General features: G+C 70.1%; 14 protein-coding genes and 1 tRNA gene. 8 read left to right on the top strand and 7 right to left on the bottom strand.

Annotated elements, in window-relative coordinates:
• Positions 1-34 precede the first annotated feature (34 nt).
• The 5 genes from LIV37_RS25345 to LIV37_RS25325 all read left to right on the top strand — a co-directional run bounded on the left by LIV37_RS25345 (position 35) and on the right by LIV37_RS25325 (position 4,003).
• Positions 35-712, top strand: coding sequence for a class E sortase (locus LIV37_RS25345; protein ID WP_020869947.1), 678 nt, complete (start codon positions 35-37; stop codon positions 710-712).
• Between the two features lie 84 nt (positions 713-796).
• A complete protein-coding gene (locus tag LIV37_RS25340; protein ID WP_020869946.1) occupies positions 797-973 on the top strand; it encodes a hypothetical protein in 177 nt (58 codons plus the stop codon).
• The gene (locus LIV37_RS25335; protein ID WP_020869945.1) at positions 970-1,620 is read left to right on the top strand and encodes an aminodeoxychorismate/anthranilate synthase component II; all 651 of its coding nucleotides are present in this window, start codon (positions 970-972) and stop codon (positions 1,618-1,620) included. Before LIV37_RS25340 ends, LIV37_RS25335 begins: the two co-directional genes overlap by 4 nt.
• Positions 1,617-3,221, top strand: coding sequence for a class E sortase (locus tag LIV37_RS25330; protein ID WP_121824527.1), 1,605 nt, complete (start codon positions 1,617-1,619; stop codon positions 3,219-3,221). Before LIV37_RS25335 ends, LIV37_RS25330 begins: the two co-directional genes overlap by 4 nt.
• A 41-nt stretch (positions 3,222-3,262) precedes the next feature.
• Positions 3,263-4,003, top strand: coding sequence for a class E sortase (locus LIV37_RS25325; protein ID WP_254807113.1), 741 nt, complete (start codon positions 3,263-3,265; stop codon positions 4,001-4,003).
• Positions 4,004-4,095: 92 nt separating this feature from the next.
• Here the strand turns inward: LIV37_RS25325 and pknB are convergent, their stop codons facing one another.
• From pknB to LIV37_RS25295, 6 genes are all read right to left on the bottom strand, one after another.
• The gene (gene pknB / locus LIV37_RS25320) at positions 4,096-6,108 is read right to left on the bottom strand and encodes a Stk1 family PASTA domain-containing Ser/Thr kinase (RefSeq protein ID WP_020869942.1); all 2,013 of its coding nucleotides are present in this window, start codon (positions 6,106-6,108) and stop codon (positions 4,096-4,098) included.
• A 165-nt stretch (positions 6,109-6,273) separates the two neighbouring features.
• Positions 6,274-7,746: a peptidoglycan D,D-transpeptidase FtsI family protein gene (locus LIV37_RS25315; RefSeq protein ID WP_020869941.1), complete on the bottom strand. Its 1,473-nt coding sequence runs from the start codon at positions 7,744-7,746 to the stop codon at positions 6,274-6,276.
• On the bottom strand, positions 7,743-9,155 hold the full coding sequence (locus LIV37_RS25310) for an FtsW/RodA/SpoVE family cell cycle protein (RefSeq protein WP_121824529.1): 1,413 nt from the start codon (positions 9,153-9,155) through the stop codon (positions 7,743-7,745). Before LIV37_RS25310 ends, LIV37_RS25315 begins: the two co-directional genes overlap by 4 nt.
• Before the next feature lie 22 nt (positions 9,156-9,177).
• Positions 9,178-10,770 (bottom strand): PP2C family protein-serine/threonine phosphatase, encoded by a 1,593-nt coding sequence (locus tag LIV37_RS25305; protein ID WP_121825280.1) that lies wholly within the window; start codon positions 10,768-10,770, stop codon positions 9,178-9,180.
• Positions 10,771-10,845: 75 nt separating this feature from the next.
• Positions 10,846-11,373, bottom strand: coding sequence for an FHA domain-containing protein FhaB/FipA (locus LIV37_RS25300; protein ID WP_020869938.1), 528 nt, complete (start codon positions 11,371-11,373; stop codon positions 10,846-10,848).
• A 10-nt stretch (positions 11,374-11,383) separates the two neighbouring features.
• Positions 11,384-12,229 carry an FhaA domain-containing protein gene (locus LIV37_RS25295; RefSeq protein WP_020869937.1) on the bottom strand — a complete coding sequence of 282 codons (846 nt, stop codon included), beginning with the start codon at positions 12,227-12,229 and terminating at the stop codon, positions 11,384-11,386.
• A 326-nt stretch (positions 12,230-12,555) separates the two neighbouring features.
• On the opposite strand from LIV37_RS25295, the gene LIV37_RS25290 reads away from it, so the two are divergent.
• Positions 12,556-12,642 (top strand) — tRNA-Leu (locus LIV37_RS25290).
• A 328-nt stretch (positions 12,643-12,970) separates the two neighbouring features.
• Here the strand turns inward: LIV37_RS25290 and LIV37_RS25285 are convergent.
• Complete coding sequence (locus LIV37_RS25285; protein ID WP_020869936.1) at positions 12,971-13,627, bottom strand: FMN-dependent NADH-azoreductase; 657 nt, start codon at positions 13,625-13,627, stop codon at positions 12,971-12,973.
• A 114-nt stretch (positions 13,628-13,741) separates the two neighbouring features.
• Here LIV37_RS25285 and LIV37_RS25280 point away from each other — a divergent pair, with 114 nt between their 5' ends.
• Together LIV37_RS25280 and LIV37_RS25275 are read left to right on the top strand one after the other, a co-directional pair.
• Positions 13,742-14,119, top strand: coding sequence for a winged helix-turn-helix transcriptional regulator (locus LIV37_RS25280; RefSeq protein ID WP_020869935.1), 378 nt, complete (start codon positions 13,742-13,744; stop codon positions 14,117-14,119).
• 184 nt (positions 14,120-14,303) lie between these two features.
• Positions 14,304-15,836 carry a DUF2252 domain-containing protein gene (locus LIV37_RS25275; RefSeq protein ID WP_121824530.1) on the top strand — a complete coding sequence of 511 codons (1,533 nt, stop codon included), beginning with the start codon at positions 14,304-14,306 and terminating at the stop codon, positions 15,834-15,836.
• Positions 15,837-15,893 lie beyond the last annotated feature (57 nt).

Below are 15,893 nucleotides of genomic sequence, written 5' to 3'. Positions count from 1 at the left end.
GGCACCGGGTCAGCGGGGCGGACAGTGGGGGCCGATGAGAACGCGGCTGATCGTCAGGACGCTCAGTGAGATCTGCGTCACCGTCGGAGTCCTGATCATCCTTTTGGTGGTCTACGTCCTGTACTGGACCTCCGTACGGGCCGACCGCGCCATGGACGGCGAGATCGACCACCTCCAGGACCGCTGGGCCACCGGCACGGTCAGCGCCGGTGCCGAGCCCTCGTCCCGGCCCCGCCGCTATGAGCCGGGCGCCTCCTTCTCGATCATGTACATCCCGCGGTTCGGCGCGGACTGGGCCAAGCCCGTCCTGGAGGGCACCGCCACCGGCACCCTGAAGAAGGGGCTCGGCCACTACTCCCGCACCGCCCGCCTCGGCGCCCTCGGCAACTTCGCCGTCGCCGGGCACCGCCGCACCTACGGCGACCCCTTCAAGGACTTCCCCGAGCTGCGCCCCGGTGACGCGGTGGTGCTGACCGACGGCACCACCTGGTTCACCTACCGCGTCGACCGGCGGCCCTACCGCACCCTGCCGACCGACACCGGGGTGATCGATCCGGTGCCGCGCGCGTCCGGCTTCCGGCGCCCCGGCCGCTATCTCACGCTGACGACCTGTGAGCCGGAGTGGGGCCACAGCCACCGGCTGATCACCTGGGCACACCTCGACGCGACCCAATCCGTAGCCCAAGGCAAGCCCAAGGCTTTGTACAGCTGACCCTCCGGCCCCACCCCTCGCCCCTTACTCTGGTGCTGCACTCCGGTGCTGCAATCGACTTCGTCATCGGTGAGTAGGGATGGCATGTACGGCTGGATCTGGCGGCATCTGCCGGGTAACGCATGGGTGCGGGCGCTGATTTCGCTCGTGCTGGTTCTGGCGATCGTCTTCGTGCTCTTCCAGTACGTCTTCCCCTGGGCGGAGCCCCTGCTGCCGTTCAACGACGTGACGGTCGACCAGGGAATGGCGGGTCCGCGATGAGCGCGCGCATCCTGGTCGTCGACAACTACGACAGCTTCGTCTTCAACCTCGTCCAGTACCTCTACCAGCTCGGCGCCGAGTGCGAGGTGGTGCGGAACGACGAGGTCTCCCTCGGCCACGCCCAGGACGGCTTCGACGGGGTCCTGCTGTCGCCCGGGCCCGGCACCCCGGAGGAGGCCGGAGTCTGCGTCGACATGGTGCGGCACTGCGCGGGCACCGGCGTACCGGTGTTCGGCGTCTGTCTGGGGATGCAGTCCATGGCCGTCGCGTACGGCGGCGTCGTCGGACGGGCCCCGGAGCTGCTGCACGGCAAGACCTCGCTGGTGACCCATGAGGGGGCCGGCGTCTTCAGCGGGCTGCCCACCCCCTTCACCGCCACCCGCTACCACTCGCTGGCCGTGGAACGGGGGACGGTACCCCCCGAGCTGGAGATCACGGCCTGGACGGAGACCGGCATCGCCATGGGGCTGCGCCACCGTGAACTGCGGGTCGAGGGCGTCCAGTTCCACCCCGAGTCGGTCCTGACCGAATGGGGCCACCTGATGCTCGCCAACTGGCTGGTGGAGTGCGGGGACACGGATGCCGTGGGGCGGTCCGGGGGGCTCGCCCCGGTGGTCGGGGCGGTCGGCGGTAAGGCCGGCGAGTGACCGGACCGCGCCCCGAGCGCGAGGGCGCCGCCCAGGGCGCCCGGGAGCCCGCCCCGTACGCGCCGTACGGGTCTCATGAGCGGCACGCCGCTCCTGGCGCGCGTGGCGCCCATGGGGACCCGGACGTGTTCCCGGCGGCTGCGGAGGGCCTGCGGGACCCCCTGCCGGACTCCGCCCCGGCCGGACCGACGGGGCGCGCCACGGGCACCGCGTCGCTCTCGGTGCCGCCGCCCACCGGCCGCAGGCGGCGCGCCCGCCCCGCCGCCGCGGGGCCGGAGGAGGCCGCCGAGGCGGCCGCGTCGCCCACGGGGCGTCGCCGCGCCCGCGCGGTCCCCTCGGGCGAGGAGGCGGCTGAGGCTGCCGTGCCGCCCACGGGGCGCAGACGCGCCCGTACGGCCCCCTCGGGGCCGGAGGAGGCCGCTGAGGCCGCCGGGCCGCCCACGGGGCGTCGCCGCGCCCGTACGGCTCCCACGGGGCCCTCAGGGGCCGCACGCACCGCTCAGCCACCCACCCGCGTCCCGGGGCCGTCCCCGCGCTCCGGCGAGACGTCCCCACGGGCCGCCGAGGCCTCCGCACCCGCCCCGGAGGCCGCCGAGACGGCCGTTCTGCCCCCGGTGCCGCCCCGGGGCGACGACGAGACGGTCGCCCTGCGCGCAATGGAGGCACCGCCCGCCGACCAGACCATGTTGCTGCGCAAGGTCGAGGCGGACCCGGACGGCGGTCCCGAGCCCGCGCCCGGCGGCCGGGCCGCCCGCCGCAAGGCCGCCCAGGGGGCCGGGAAGCGCGCCGGAAAGCATGGCTCCCGCGCCCGGCGCGGCACGGCGGAAGCGGACGCCACACGGGCCGCGGAGGTCGCGGGGAGCGCCGGGGACGCCCGGCCCCGCACCCGTATGGAGGCCAGGCGCGCCGCGCGGGCGCGCAAGGACAGCCCCGGGGTGGTGGCGAGCCGGGTGGTGGGCGAGCTGTTCATCACGCTCGGCGTGGTGATGCTGCTCTTCGTCACCTATCAGCTGTGGTGGACGAACATCCTTGCCCATCAGCAGGCCAACGGCGCCGCGAACAGCCTGCAGAAGAAGTGGGACGAGAGCGGTGACGAACGCGATCCGGGCACCTTCTCCCCCGGACAGGGGTTCGCGATCATCTACATCCCCAAGCTGGATGTGAAGGCCCCGATCGCGGAGGGCATCGACAAGCACAAGGTCCTCGACCGCGGCATGGTCGGCCACTACGGCAAGAGCCCGCTGAAGACCGCCATGCCGTGGGACAAGAAGGGCAACTTCGCGCTCGCCGGGCACCGCAACACCCACGGCGAGCCGTTCCGCTACATCAACCGCCTCAAGCCCGGCGACGAGATCGTTGTCGAGACGCAGAGCCGGTACTACACCTATGCGATGAGCAGCATCCTGCCGCAGACGTCGCCGTCCAACACGGGCGTCATCAAGCCGGTGCCGCCCGGCTCCGGCTTCACCGAACCGGGGCGGTACATCACGCTGACCACCTGCACCCCGGAGTTCACCAGCACCTACCGGATGATCGTCTGGGGCAAGATGGTCGACGAGCGGCCGCGTAGCAAGGGAAAGCCGGACGCGCTGGTCGAATGAGCGGGAACAGCCGGGTAACCAGAAAAAAGGGGTACGACGCGGTGGTACGGACCGACCACGACGAGCGGCGGGACCGGCACCCCGGCCCGCCCGCAACGCCCAGCCGCCGTCCCGGCCGTGGACGGGTGGCAGCGGCCATCGCCGTCTTCGGCGAGCTGCTGATCACCGCGGGGATCATCCTCGCCCTGTTCGTCGTCTACTCGCTTTGGTGGACCAACGTCCTGGCCGACCGTGAGGCGAAGAAGCAGGGCGACCGGGTGCGCAGGCACTGGGCGCAGCAGGGGCCGGGCAAGCTGGACACCAAGAGCGGCATCGGCTTCCTGCACGTGCCGTCCATGCACAACGGCGAGGTGCTGGTCAAGAAGGGCACCGCCACCGAGACCCTCAACGACGGTGTGGCCGGCTACTACACCAAGCCGGTCAAGTCCGCGATGCCGTGGGCGAAGAAGGGCAACTTCAGCCTGGCCGCGCACCGGGACGGGCACGGTGCGAAGTTCCACAACATCGACAAGGTCCACGAGGGCGACCCGGTGGTCTTCGAGACCCGCGACACCTGGTACGTCTACAAGGTCTACGCGACGCTGCCGGAGACCTCGAAGTACAACGTGGACGTGCTGGACTCGGTCCCGAAGGAGTCGGGCCGGAAGCGGCCGGGCCGCTACATCACGCTCTCGACCTGCACCCCCGTCTACACCTCCCGCCACCGCTACATCGTGTGGGGCGAGCTGGAGCGCACCGAGAAGGTCGACGCGGACCGCACGCCCCCCAAGGAACTGCGCTAGCGCCCTGCCCCTGGAAGCCCCCGGCACGGAGAAGCCCCGGGCGCCCTGAGAGGGCGCCGGGGGCTTCCCGTGTCACGGTGCCCGGAGGCCGGCTAGAAGCCGTTCTGGCCGCCGAAGATGCCTCCGCCGTTGTCACCGCCGCCGCCGTTGCCGCCCTGGCCGGCGACCGTGATGAGGTTCACGGACTGGCCCTTGGGCACCTGGGTGCCCGCGCCGGGCTGGCTGGCCACCACGGAGGCGTTGTCGTCCTGCGGACCGGCGATGTTGCCCACGTTGAGGCCCAGGTCCTGGAGCGCCTTCTTGGCGTCCTTGAGCTTCTGGCCGCCCAGGTTGGGCACCGGCACGTTCTCGTCCTGTGCCGGCTCCTTGGCGACGGTCAGCGTGACCGTCGATCCGGGCAAGACCTCCTGGCCGCCCTTGGGCGTCTGGTCGGTGACCGTGCCGGCCTCGACGTCGCCGTTCTCGACCTCCTGGGTCTGGACCTTGAGGCCCTTGCCCTGGAGCGACTTCGTGGCGTCCTCGACCTTCTGCGTGGTCACGTCCGGGACGACGACCTTCTGCTGGGCCTCGGCGACGGTCAGGGTGATCGTGGCGCCCTTCGCGACCTTCTTGCCGCCCTTCGGGTCCTGGTCGATCACCTTGCCGGCGGTCTGGTCCGACTGCTCGGTCTTCTGGTCGACGGTGAAGCCCTTGGCCTCGAGTTGTTGCTTGGCGGACTCGTACTGCACGTTCAGGACGTCGGGAACCTCGACCCTGGCCGCGGGCTTGGGGCCCTTGGACATGGTCAGCTCGACGGTGCCGTACCGCTTGACCTCGTCGCCGCCCTTGGGGGTCTGCTCACAGACGGTGTTCTTGTCCGCGTTCGCGCAGAACTTGGAGCCGACGTTCTTGACCTTGAAGTCGCCGTTCTCCCCCTGGCTCTTGGCGTCCTCGATCGTCTTGCCGACGAGATTGGGGACCGGGACCATGTCGTCGTTCTTACCGCCGGCGAACAGTGACTTCCCGATGAAGATCGCACCGACCAGCACCAGTATCCCGGCGATGATCAGCAGGATCGTGGAGAGGTTGCTCTTCTTGCCGGGACCCCCGCGCCCCCGGCCGCGGTCCGGCCGCTCGTCGTAGCCGAAGCCGCCGTCGTCCTCGCGCATCGGCGGAAGCATCGAGGTCTGCGCCCCGGCGCCGGAGTTCTGCGGCCGCAGCATCGCGGTCGGCTGGTCGTCGGAACCGTAGCCGACCGCGCCCAGGGCGGCGGTGGCGGCCACCGGCTGGCCCTCCAGGGCCGCCTCGATGTCGGCGCGCATCTCGTCGGCCGACTGGTAGCGGTAGTCGGGGTCCTTGACCAGCGCCCGCAGGACGATGGCGTCCATCTCCGGGGTGATCTCGGGGTCGTACGTGCTCGGCGGCTGCGGTTCCTCCCGCACGTGCTGATAGGCGACGGCCACCGGGGAGTCGCCCACGAACGGCGGCCTTACGGTCAGCAGCTCGTAGAGCAGACAGCCGGTGGAGTACAGGTCGCTGCGCGCGTCGACGGTCTCGCCCTTGGCCTGCTCGGGGGAGAGGTACTGGGCGGTGCCGATGACGGCGGCCGTCTGAGTCATGGTCATACCGGCATCGCCCATGGCCCGGGCGATGCCGAAGTCCATCACCTTGACCTGGCCGTCCCGCGTGAGCATGACGTTGGCAGGCTTGATGTCCCGGTGGACGATGTTGTTGCGGTGCGAGTACTCGAGGGCCTGGAGGATGCCGGTGGTCATCTCCAGCGAGCGCTCGGGGAGCAGCTTTCTGCCCGAGTGAAGGAGCTCACGCAGCGTGGAACCGTCGACGTACTCCATCACGATGTACGGGATCGAGACGCCGTCGACGTAGTCCTCGCCGGTGTCGTAGACCGCGACGATCGCGGGATGGTTGAGCGAGGCGGCCGACTGGGCCTCTCGGCGGAACCGGGCCTGGAAGGACGGATCGCGAGCGAGGTCCGCCCGGAGCGTCTTCACAGCGACAGTACGGCCGAGGCGGGTGTCGTGCGCGAGGTAGACCTCCGCCATGCCACCGCGGCCGAGCACTGAGCCCAGCTCATACCGGCCGCCGAGGCGACGCGGCTCTTCCATAGCTACTCCAGCCCTCTTCCGTGGTTCCCGGCCGCACCTGCGGGCCGGCGAAGTGCTGCTCGCGCATACCGTACCCGGCACGTCTTACGGGACCCGGCCTCAGTGGCTATCTGATACCGGACCGGTACGGCGACGTGCGGGATTGGTATCCGGACGTGACGGGGGTCACTTGTCGCGCTCGGTTTCCAGTACGGCCTTCATCACGTTCTTGGCGATCGGCGCGGCCAGCTTGCCACCGGCGATGTCGCCGCGGAGGGTGTTGGACCCTTCGATGACGACCGCGACCGCGACCGGCGAGCCGTCGTCCCCCTTGGCGTAGGAGATGAACCACGCATAGGGGTTCTTGCTGTTGGCGACGCCGTGCTGCGCGGTGCCGGTCTTGCCACCGACCGTGACGTCCGGGATCTGGGCGCTGGTGCCGGTGCCCTCCTTGACCACGGTCTCCATCATGCTCTGGAGCTTCTGGGCGTTCTCCGAGCTGAGCGGCTGGCTCATCTGCTCCGGGTCGGTCTGCTCGATGGTGTTGAGGTTGGGGGCGCGCAGCGAGTCGACCATGTACGGCTTCATCAGCTTGCCGTCGTTGGCGACCGCGGCGGCGACCATCGCCATCTGGAGCGGGGTGGCCCGGTTGTCGAACTGGCCGATGGCCGACATCGCGTTGCCCGGACGGTCCATGTCCTCGGGGTAGACGCTGGCGTAGGCGCGGACGGGGGTGTCGATCGTCTCGTTGAAGCCGAACTTCTCCGCCTCCTCCCGCACCTTGTCCTGGCGGAGGTCGTCACCGAGCTTGCCGAAGACCGTGTTGCAGGAGTAGCGGAGTGCCTGCCGCAGCGAGGCGTTCTTGCAGGGGATGTTCCCCTCGTTGGGCAGGGGCTGGGTGGACAGCGGGAGCTTCCAGGGGTCCGGCGAGTCGGTCGGCCCGTCGATGTCGGTGTACTTGCCGTTCTCCAGCGCGGCCGCGGCGGTGACGACCTTGAAGGTCGAGCCGGGCGGGTAGGTCTGACGGAGCGCCCGGTTGAGCATCGGGTCGTCCTTGGACTTCTTCGGCTGGAGCCCGAGCCACGCCTCCTTGTCCTTGGAGGTGGCGCCCGCGATCTTCGACGGGTCGTAGCTCGGGGTGGAGGCGAGGGCGAGGATCTTGCCGGTCCGCGGGTCGAGCGCGGCGACGGCGCCCTTCTTGTCACCGAGGCCCTCGAACGCGGCCTCCTGGGCCTTGCGGTTCAGGGTGGTGATCACGTCGCCGCCCTTCTGCTTCTTGCCGGTGATCATGTCGATCGTCCGGTTGAAGAAGAGGCGGTCGTCGTTGCCCGTGAGGATCTCGTCCTCGATCTTCTCGATCTGGTTGGCGTCGTACGCCTGCGAGGCGTACCCCGTGACCGGCGCCCACATGGGGCCGTCCTTGTAGGTGCGCTTGTACTTGAAGTCGATGCCACCGGTCTCGGCGGATCCGGTGATCGGCTGGCCGTCGACGATGATGTTGCCGCGCGGCTGGCTGTAACGGGCGATCAGAACCCGGTGGTTTCCCTCGTGGTTCTTCAGCTCGTCGGCCTGGACGTACTGGATCCAGTTGTCCCGCACCAGCAGGGCGAGGACGAGGAGTCCGCAGAAGATCGCGATTCGGCGCAGGGGCTTGTTCACGGTCGGACCACCTGGGTCATCTCGGCGTCAGTGGTGGGGGCGGGCGCCGGCGCCGGGCGGCGCGCGGTGTCGCTGACCTTGATCAGAATGGCGACGAGTGCCCAGTTGGCGATGACGGACGAACCACCCTGCGCGATGAACGGCATGGTCATACCGGTCAGCGGGATGAGGCCCATCACACCGCCGGCAACGACGAAGACCTGGATGGCGAAGGCCGCGGACAGGCCGATGGCCAGCAGCTTGCCGAACGGGTCCCGGGCGGCGAGGGCGGTGCGCACACCGCGCTCCACGATCAGGCCGTAGAGCAGCAGGAGCCCCATGGTGCCCGCGAGCCCGAGTTCCTCGCCGACGGTGGCCAGGATGAAGTCGGAGTTGGCGGCGAAGCCGATGAGGTCGGAGTTGCCCTGGCCGAGGCCGGTGCCGAAGACGCCGCCGGAGCCGAAGGCCATCAGCGCCTGGGCGATCTGGTCACTGCCTCCGTTCTTGGCCACCTCGAAGGGCTGGAGCCAGGCGTCCACACGCGACTGGACGTGCGGCTCGAAGGTGGCGACGCCGACCGCGCCGGCCGCGGACATCAGCAGACCGAAGACGATCCAGCTGGTGCGCTCGGTGGCGACGTACAGCATCACGACGAAGAGGCCGAAGAACAGCAGCGAGGTGCCCAGGTCGGTCTCGAACACCAGGATGAGGATGCTCATCCCCCAGACCACCAGGATCGGGCCGAGGTCGCGGCCGCGCGGCAGGTACAGCCCCATGAAGCGGCGGCTGGCCAGGGCGAGCGCGTCCCGCTTGACCATCAGATAGCCGGAGAAGAACACGGCGATGATGATCTTGGCGAACTCACCGGGCTGGATGGAGAAGCTGCCGAGGGTGATCCAGATGCGGGCGCCGAAGCGCGCCGGGAAGAACATCGGAAGGATCAGCAGGATCAGCGCCACGACCATGGAGATGTAGGTGTAGCGCTGGAGGATGCGGTGGTCCTTGAGCAGGATCAGGACACCGACGAAGAGGGCGACGCCCAGTGCCGAGTAGATGAGCTGGTTGGGGGCCGAGGGCGAGAAGGCCATGCCGGCGTCCTTCGCCCGCTGGGCCAGCCGCCTGGACTGGTCCAGCCGCCAGATCAGCACCAGACCCAGCCCGTTGAGGAGCGTGGCGATCGGCAGCAGCAGCGGGTCCGCGTACGGCGCGAACTTCCGGACCACCAGATGGCCGACGGCGGCCAGCAGACCGAGCCCGAGGCCGTAGCTGAGCATGCCGGAGGGCATCTCGTCGCTGAGCGCCAGGCCCGCGTTGGCGTAGGCGAAGACCGGAATGATCACCGCGAAGACGAGCATGGCCAGCTCGGTGTTCCGCCTGCTCGGCGGTCCGGCCGTACTGATCGTCGTCGTGTTGGTCGTACTACTGCTCATGGGTGGACGGCCCCTTACGGCTTCACTGCTGGGTGCTGCTGCACTGCGGGACCAACTTCTTCTCCTCCTCCGAGAGGGTGGGGCCGGGCTTCGGAGTGGGAGACGTCGTCGGCGTGGGCTTGGACGTGGCCTTGGCGGCGTTCGTTCCGAGCTGGTTCTCGTTCTTCTGGTCCCCGGGCTTGCCGCTGCTGGACGGGTCGGCGCTGCTGGAGGCGCCGCCACTGGGCGCCTTGTCGCCCTTGCCCTTGTCGCCGCCGGTGAGGTCCTTCTGGCTCTCCTCGGCCTTCTCCTGGGCATCGGCCTTCTTGCAGGCGCTGGCGAGGGTGGCGAGGTCCTTGGTCTTGTCCCGGGCCTGGTCCAGTCCGCTGACCGTGATGGTGTCCTCCACACGGCCGCGCTGGTCGGCCGGGAGGTACTTGAGTTCGATCTCGCGGTGGTCCTCATGGACCTTGTTGAGCTTGATCCAGGCCAGATCCTGGCTGATGCCCTGGTAGATCGCGACATGGCCGTCGTTGGAGCCCACGTAGTACTGCGTCTGGGTCCAGCGATAGCCGCCGTAGAGGCCGCCACCGATCACGGCGAGGCCGAGCACGATGAAGAGCGACCGCTTGGCCCATGTCTTGCGGCCGCTCTTCTTGCTGAGGTCGCCGTCGGCGTAGTCGCCGTAACTGCCCTGCGGCATACCGCCGATGGCCGGATCGCCGCTGCCGGGCGGTCCGAAGCCGCCGTGCGCGTCGCCCTGCTGCGGCGGTACGGACCGGCCGAGCTCGGCGGCCCGGCCCGCGGGGGTGTTGTGCGCGGCGCCGCCGTCCCCGAGCGGGATCTGGTTCTCGGCGACCGCGCCCACGATCACGGGGGTGTCGTTGAGCTGGGCGGCGAGGGTGTCGGCGCCGTCGACGTCCAGGACGTCGGCGACGATGCAGGTGATGTTGTCGGGGCCGCCGCCGCGCAGCGCGAGCTGGATCAGGTCCTGCACGGTCTCGTGCGGGCCCTGGTAGTTGGCGAGGGTGTCCTCGAGGGTCTGGTGGCTCACGACGCCGGACAGGCCGTCGGAGCAGATCAGATAGCGGTCACCGGCCCGGACCTCGCGGATGGACAGATCGGGCTCGACGTGGTCGCCGCTGCCCAGCGCGCGCATCAGCAGGGAGCGCTGCGGGTGGGTGCCCGCCTCCTCCTCGGTGATCCGGCCCTCGTCGACCAGGCGCTGCACCCAGGTGTGGTCCTGGGTGATCTGGGTGAGCACCCCGTCGCGCAGCAGATACGCGCGCGAGTCGCCGACGTGCACCAGACCGAGCCGCTGGCCGGTCCACAGCAGGGCGGTGAGCGTGGTGCCCATGCCCTCCAGCTGCGGGTCCTCCTCGACCATGACGCGCAGCTGGTCATTGGCCCGCTGCACGGCGGTGCCGAGGGACGTGAGGATGTCCGAGCCCGGGACGTCGTCGTCGAGCTGGACGAGGGTGGAGATCACCTCGGAGCTGGCGACCTCGCCGGCGGCCTGGCCACCCATGCCGTCGGCGATCGCGAGCAGCCGGGGACCGGCGTAGCCGGAGTCCTCGTTGCCCTCCCGGATCATGCCCTTGTGCGATCCGGCCGCGAAACGCAGTGACAGACTCATGCGCACCTCGCCCGTCGGCTCCGGGTACAGCCCCTTGCCAACCACGCTGCCCACCCTCCGGTCGTCATGGTCCTACTACTTCCGCAGCTCGATGACGGTCTTGCCGATACGGATCGGCGCACCCAGCGGAATCGGTGTCGGTGTGGTGAGTCGGGTCCGGTCCAGATAGGTGCCGTTGGTGGACCCGAGGTCCTCGACGATCCACTGGCCGTCACGGTCCGGGTAGATCCTGGCATGCCGGCTGGAGGCGTAGTCGTCGTCCAGCACGATTGTTGAATCGTGCGCACGGCCGAGGGTGATGGTCTGCCCCTGCAGGGCGACCGTGGTGCCGGTGAGCGTGCCCTCGGAGACCACCAGCTTGGTGGGGGCACCGCGGCCGCGGCGGCCCCCGGACTGCTGGCGCTGCGGCGGCGGCGCGCTCTGCTGCCGCTGCTGCTGTTGCTGCGCTTGCGGCCGGTCGGGGGCGCCGCGCCGCGCCGAACCGCGCTGGGTCACGCGGGTCCCGAACAGGTCGCTGCGGATGACCTGGACGGCCACGATGACGAACAGCCACAGTACGGCGAGGAAACCCAACCGCATGACCGTGAGGGTCAGCTCTGACATTGCCCCCGCTTCACCCTTCGGCTTGCCGGTAAACGATGGTGGTGCTGCCCACGACGATCCGCGAGCCGTCGCGGAGCGTAGCGCGCGTGGTGTGCTGTCCGTCCACCACGATGCCGTTCGTCGACCCGAGATCCTGGATGGTCGGTGGGGTTCCGACCCGGATCTCGCAGTGTCTGCGGGAGACACCGGGATCGTCGATCCGCACGTCAGCGTCGGTGGAGCGGCCCAGGACGAGCGTGGGCCGGGAGATCTGGTGGCGGGTTCCGTTGATCTCGATCCAGCGGCGGGTCTGACCCTGCGGCTGGGCTCCGACGCCGGCCGCCGCTCCGCCGCCGCGGGGCGCCGGACGGGCGCCGGGGGGCGCGGACGGCATCGGAGGGGCACCGGCGGGCTGGGCGGGGTAGCCGTAACCGCCGGGACGCTGCTGCGGGGCCGCGCCTGCTCCGGCGCGGCCCGGCGCCTGCTCCGGGCTCTGGGACTCGCTGGAGGCCAGGGTCCGGCTGCGCACCCGGTACAGGCCGGTGTCGAGGTCCTCGGCCTTCTGCAGATGCACCTTGATGCCGCCCATGAAGGTGTATCGCTGCTGCTTGGCGTAGTCGCGGACCATACCGGCCAGCTCGTCGCCGAGCTGTCCGGAATACGGGCTGAGCCGCTCGTAGTCGGGCGCGCTCAGCTCGACGATGAAGTCGTTGGGGACGACCGTCCGGTCGCGGTTCCAGATCGTGGCGTTGTTGTCGCACTCGCGCTGGAGCGCGCCGGCGATCTCGACCGGCTGGACCTCGGACTTGAACACCTTGGCGAAGGTGCCGTTCACGAGGCCCTCGAGACGCTGCTCGAAGCGTTTCAGTACTCCCACCGGGCACCTCCTTCCTCAGTCGTGCTCTGCGTCGTCCTGGTACTGCTTACTGATCGTATCCACGCGTCGGGAAATCGGGTGGTTCCCCTTCCTGGCCCTGTGGAGCAGTGTCACCTCTCACAGGGATCGTAGAGGTGCCCTGACGACAGTGTCCCGCAACCGTGACGCTCTACGGACGGGTGGGGGCGAGGGCCCCGGTAACGGGTGTGATTGCACCCCGAGGGGCGTGCTAATGTTCTGGATGTCGGAAGGCGCTCCACACGAGCCGGACGGATCAAGAAGATCGGGCCGGGGAGCGGGGAGAGTGGCCGGACGGCAGCACCCATGCGCGGGTGGCGGAATAGGCAGACGCGCTGGATTCAGGTTCCAGTGCCCGAAAGGGCGTGGGGGTTCAACTCCCCCCTCGCGCACCAGTCGGAGCGGGTCTCTCCGGAGTGACGAAAGTCGCTCGGAGGGGCCCTCTTCGCGTTTGTGGGGGCTTCGCGTGTGCGGGCGGCTTCGCGTTCGCGGCGGGGCCTTCTGGATCCTCCCTCTCTGACAGCCTCCCGGGTCTCTCCCGCACGGCCTCTTGGGTCTCCCGGGTCTCTCGTCTCCCAGGTCTCCCCGTCTCACGGGTTTCCCGTCTCCCGGACAAGCGGCAGGGGCCTCCCGGGAAGAGGAGGCCCCTGCGGTCTGATGTCCGTCCCGTGGGACCGGATGTCCGGTGGGACCGGATCAGCCGGGTCGGGCAGATCGGTGGGATCAGGCGGCGGCGAAGCGCGTGGCGAGCTCCTTGGCCTTCGCCGCGACGTCCTCATGGGCCTTCGCCTTGGAGGCGTCCGAGAGCTCGACCAGGTCGGCCATGGCCGGATTGCTGCGGGCCAACGTGAGTTCCGGCACGACGAAGGTGACATCGAGGCCGAGGCCGTCGCCCAGGGCCTTCCCGAGGTAGTTCGTCACGAACTCGAAGCTCTCCCGCGGGGTGCCCGGGCCGTAACCGCCGCCGCGGCTGGCGACGACGATCGTCGGGGTGCCGGAGGTGGTGGTCTCCTCGGCGCCCGCGGTGCGGCCCATGATGATCACGTGGTCCAGCCACGCCTTGAGGGTGGAGGGAATCGTGAAGTTGTACATGGGGGCGCCGATCAGGACCACGTCGGCCTGCTCGAGCTCGCCGGCAAGGGTCTCCCGCAGGGCGAAGGCGGCGTGCTGCTCGGGGGAGCGCTGGTCGGGAGCGGCGAAACCGGCGGCGGCCGCGAGGCCGTCCAGGTGCGGCAGCGGCTCGGTGGCCAGGTCGCGATAGATCACCGTGCCGTTCGGGTGCTGGGCTTCCCATTCCTTGCGGAAGGTGGCCGTGACCGAGCGGGAAGCGGAGGCTTCGCCGGGGAAGACGGAGGTGTCGAGGTGCAGAAGAGTCGGCATGGATGCCTCCAGTGACAAGGCTCGGGAAGGAGCCAGTAATACCTACGTACCTACAGAAGGCACAGTAGCTTACTTTTTCGTAGTCCCGAACCGGAAAGCAGTAGTCTGTATTCCATGGCGAAGGATCGTGGGGACCACAGCGAGCAGGCCTGCAAGCAGGTCGACGGCGAGATGACGCGGTTCTTCGAGCTGTTCGGCAAGCGATGGACGGGCCTGATCGTGGCCGTGCTGACGGAGCAGGGGGCGTACTTCGCCGACCTGCGGCGGGCCATTCCGGGCATCAGCGAGCGGATGCTGTCGGACCGGCTCACCGAGCTCACCACGGCGGGCCTGGTGGTGCGCGAGGTCGACGCCGGGCCGCCGCTGCGGGTGGCCTACCGGCTGACGGACGCGGGGAATGCGCTGGAGCCCGCGCTGAAGGAGCTGTCGCGGTGGGCGGAGAACCACCTGCCCTCGGGCGGCGAGGAGTGCCCGAAGCAGTTCCGGGGCTGAGCCGGGGCTGAGCCGGATCACGTTCTGATTCGGGGCCCGTCCTCTGATCTGGGCCCGCCGTCTGATCTGGGATTTCGCCATGATCGTCAAGGTTTTCCACAGGCTCTGACGGGGTGGGTGGACAGGGGGTACGGTCGGCTCAGTCGATTCAGTCGATGTCGTGTGCGAGAGGGGCGGGGGCGCGATGACGGACGACCGGAGCGTTGAGGGCGACGGCGGCGTTGAGGACGGCCGAGCCGGAGCGGGCGGCCGGGGCGACGGCGGCGAGCGGGCGCCGGGCGGTGGGGATGGAGCGGGCTTGGCGTCCCGGCGGGTGCCGCCGGTTCCGGGCTTCGCCGTGTGGCACGGTGAGGGGCCCTCGCCCCGGCAGCGGGGCAAGGCGCTGCGCCAGAGCGTGCCGCGCTCGGCGCATGCCGAGCCGCCGAGGGACACCGGGCGGCCGGATCCGGTGGCGGCGGTCGAGCGGTCCAACGCCGGGCGGCTGCCGGAGCTCACCCCGATCCGGGTCGGGCGGATGGCCGCGAACCCCTTCTCATTTCTGCGCGGGGCCGCCGGGCTGATGGCGTACGACCTCACGACCACGCCGGTGACCGGTATCGGGGCCCAGCTGTGCGGCGACGCGCACGCCGCCAACTTCGGGATCTACGGAGATGCGCGCGGTGGCCTGATCATCGATCTCAACGACTTCGACGAGACCGTCCACGGCCCGTGGGAGTGGGATGTGAAGCGGCTCGCGGTCTCGCTGGTGCTGGCCGGCCGGGAGGCGGGGGCCGACGAGGACACCTGCCGGGCGGCCGCCCAGGACGCGGTGGGCGCCTATCGGCGCACGGTGCGGCTGCTGGCCAAGCTCCCGGCGACGGAGGCGTGGAACGCGATCGCGGACGAGGAATTGGTCTCCCACACGGACGCCAGGGATCTGGTGGGCACGCTGGAGCGGATCTCCGAGAAGGCCCGGCGGAACACCAGCGCGCGGTACGCCGCCCGGGCCACCGAACCCGTGCCGGGCGAGGAGGGGGCAGCCGGCCGGCCGGAGGCCCGGCGCTTCGTGGACGCGCCGCCGGTGCTGCGGAGGGTGCCGGACGAGGAGGCGGCGGCGGTGGCCTCGTCGCTCGCCGGGTATCTGGGCACGCTGCCGGAGGACCGGCTGCCGCTGCTCTCGCGGTACGAGGTGCACGATGTGGCGTTCCGGGTCGTCGGCACGGGGAGTGTGGGCACCCGCTCCTATGTGGTGCTGCTGCTCGACCACCGGGGCGAGCCGCTGGTGCTCCAGGTGAAGGAGGCGCGCTCGTCCGCGTTGCTGCCGCATCTGGCGAAGGCCGGCTTCGAGGTGCCGGATGTCACACACGAGGGGCGGCGGGTGGTGCTCGGCCAGAAGCGGATGCAGGTGGTCAGCGACATCCTGCTGGGGTGGACCACGGTGCGGGGGCGGCATTACCAGGTGCGCCAGTTCCGCAATCGCAAGGGAAGCGTGGACCCGGCGGCCCTGGCCGCGGATCAGATGGACGACTACGGGCGGATGACCGGGGCCCTGCTGGCCCGGGCGCACTCCCACAGCGCGGACCCCCGGATGCTGGCCGGTTACTGCGGCAAGGGGGAGGAGCTGGACGAGGCGGTGGCCGCCTTCGCGGTGGCGTACGCGGATCGCACGGAAGCGGATCACTCCGCGCTGGTCATGGCGGTGCGCAATGGACGGATAGCGGCCGAGATGGGGGTGTGAGCCGCGGGCGGGGGTGTGACCTCGGTCGCCGATCACCGCCGGACGTAGTCTGAGCGG

The sequence above is a fragment of the Streptomyces rapamycinicus NRRL 5491 genome (assembly GCF_024298965.1).
Lineage (GTDB): Bacteria > Actinomycetota > Actinomycetes > Streptomycetales > Streptomycetaceae > Streptomyces > Streptomyces rapamycinicus.
Note: the sequence above shows the minus strand (reverse complement) of the source record. Positions and strands in the feature narration are given on the sequence as shown.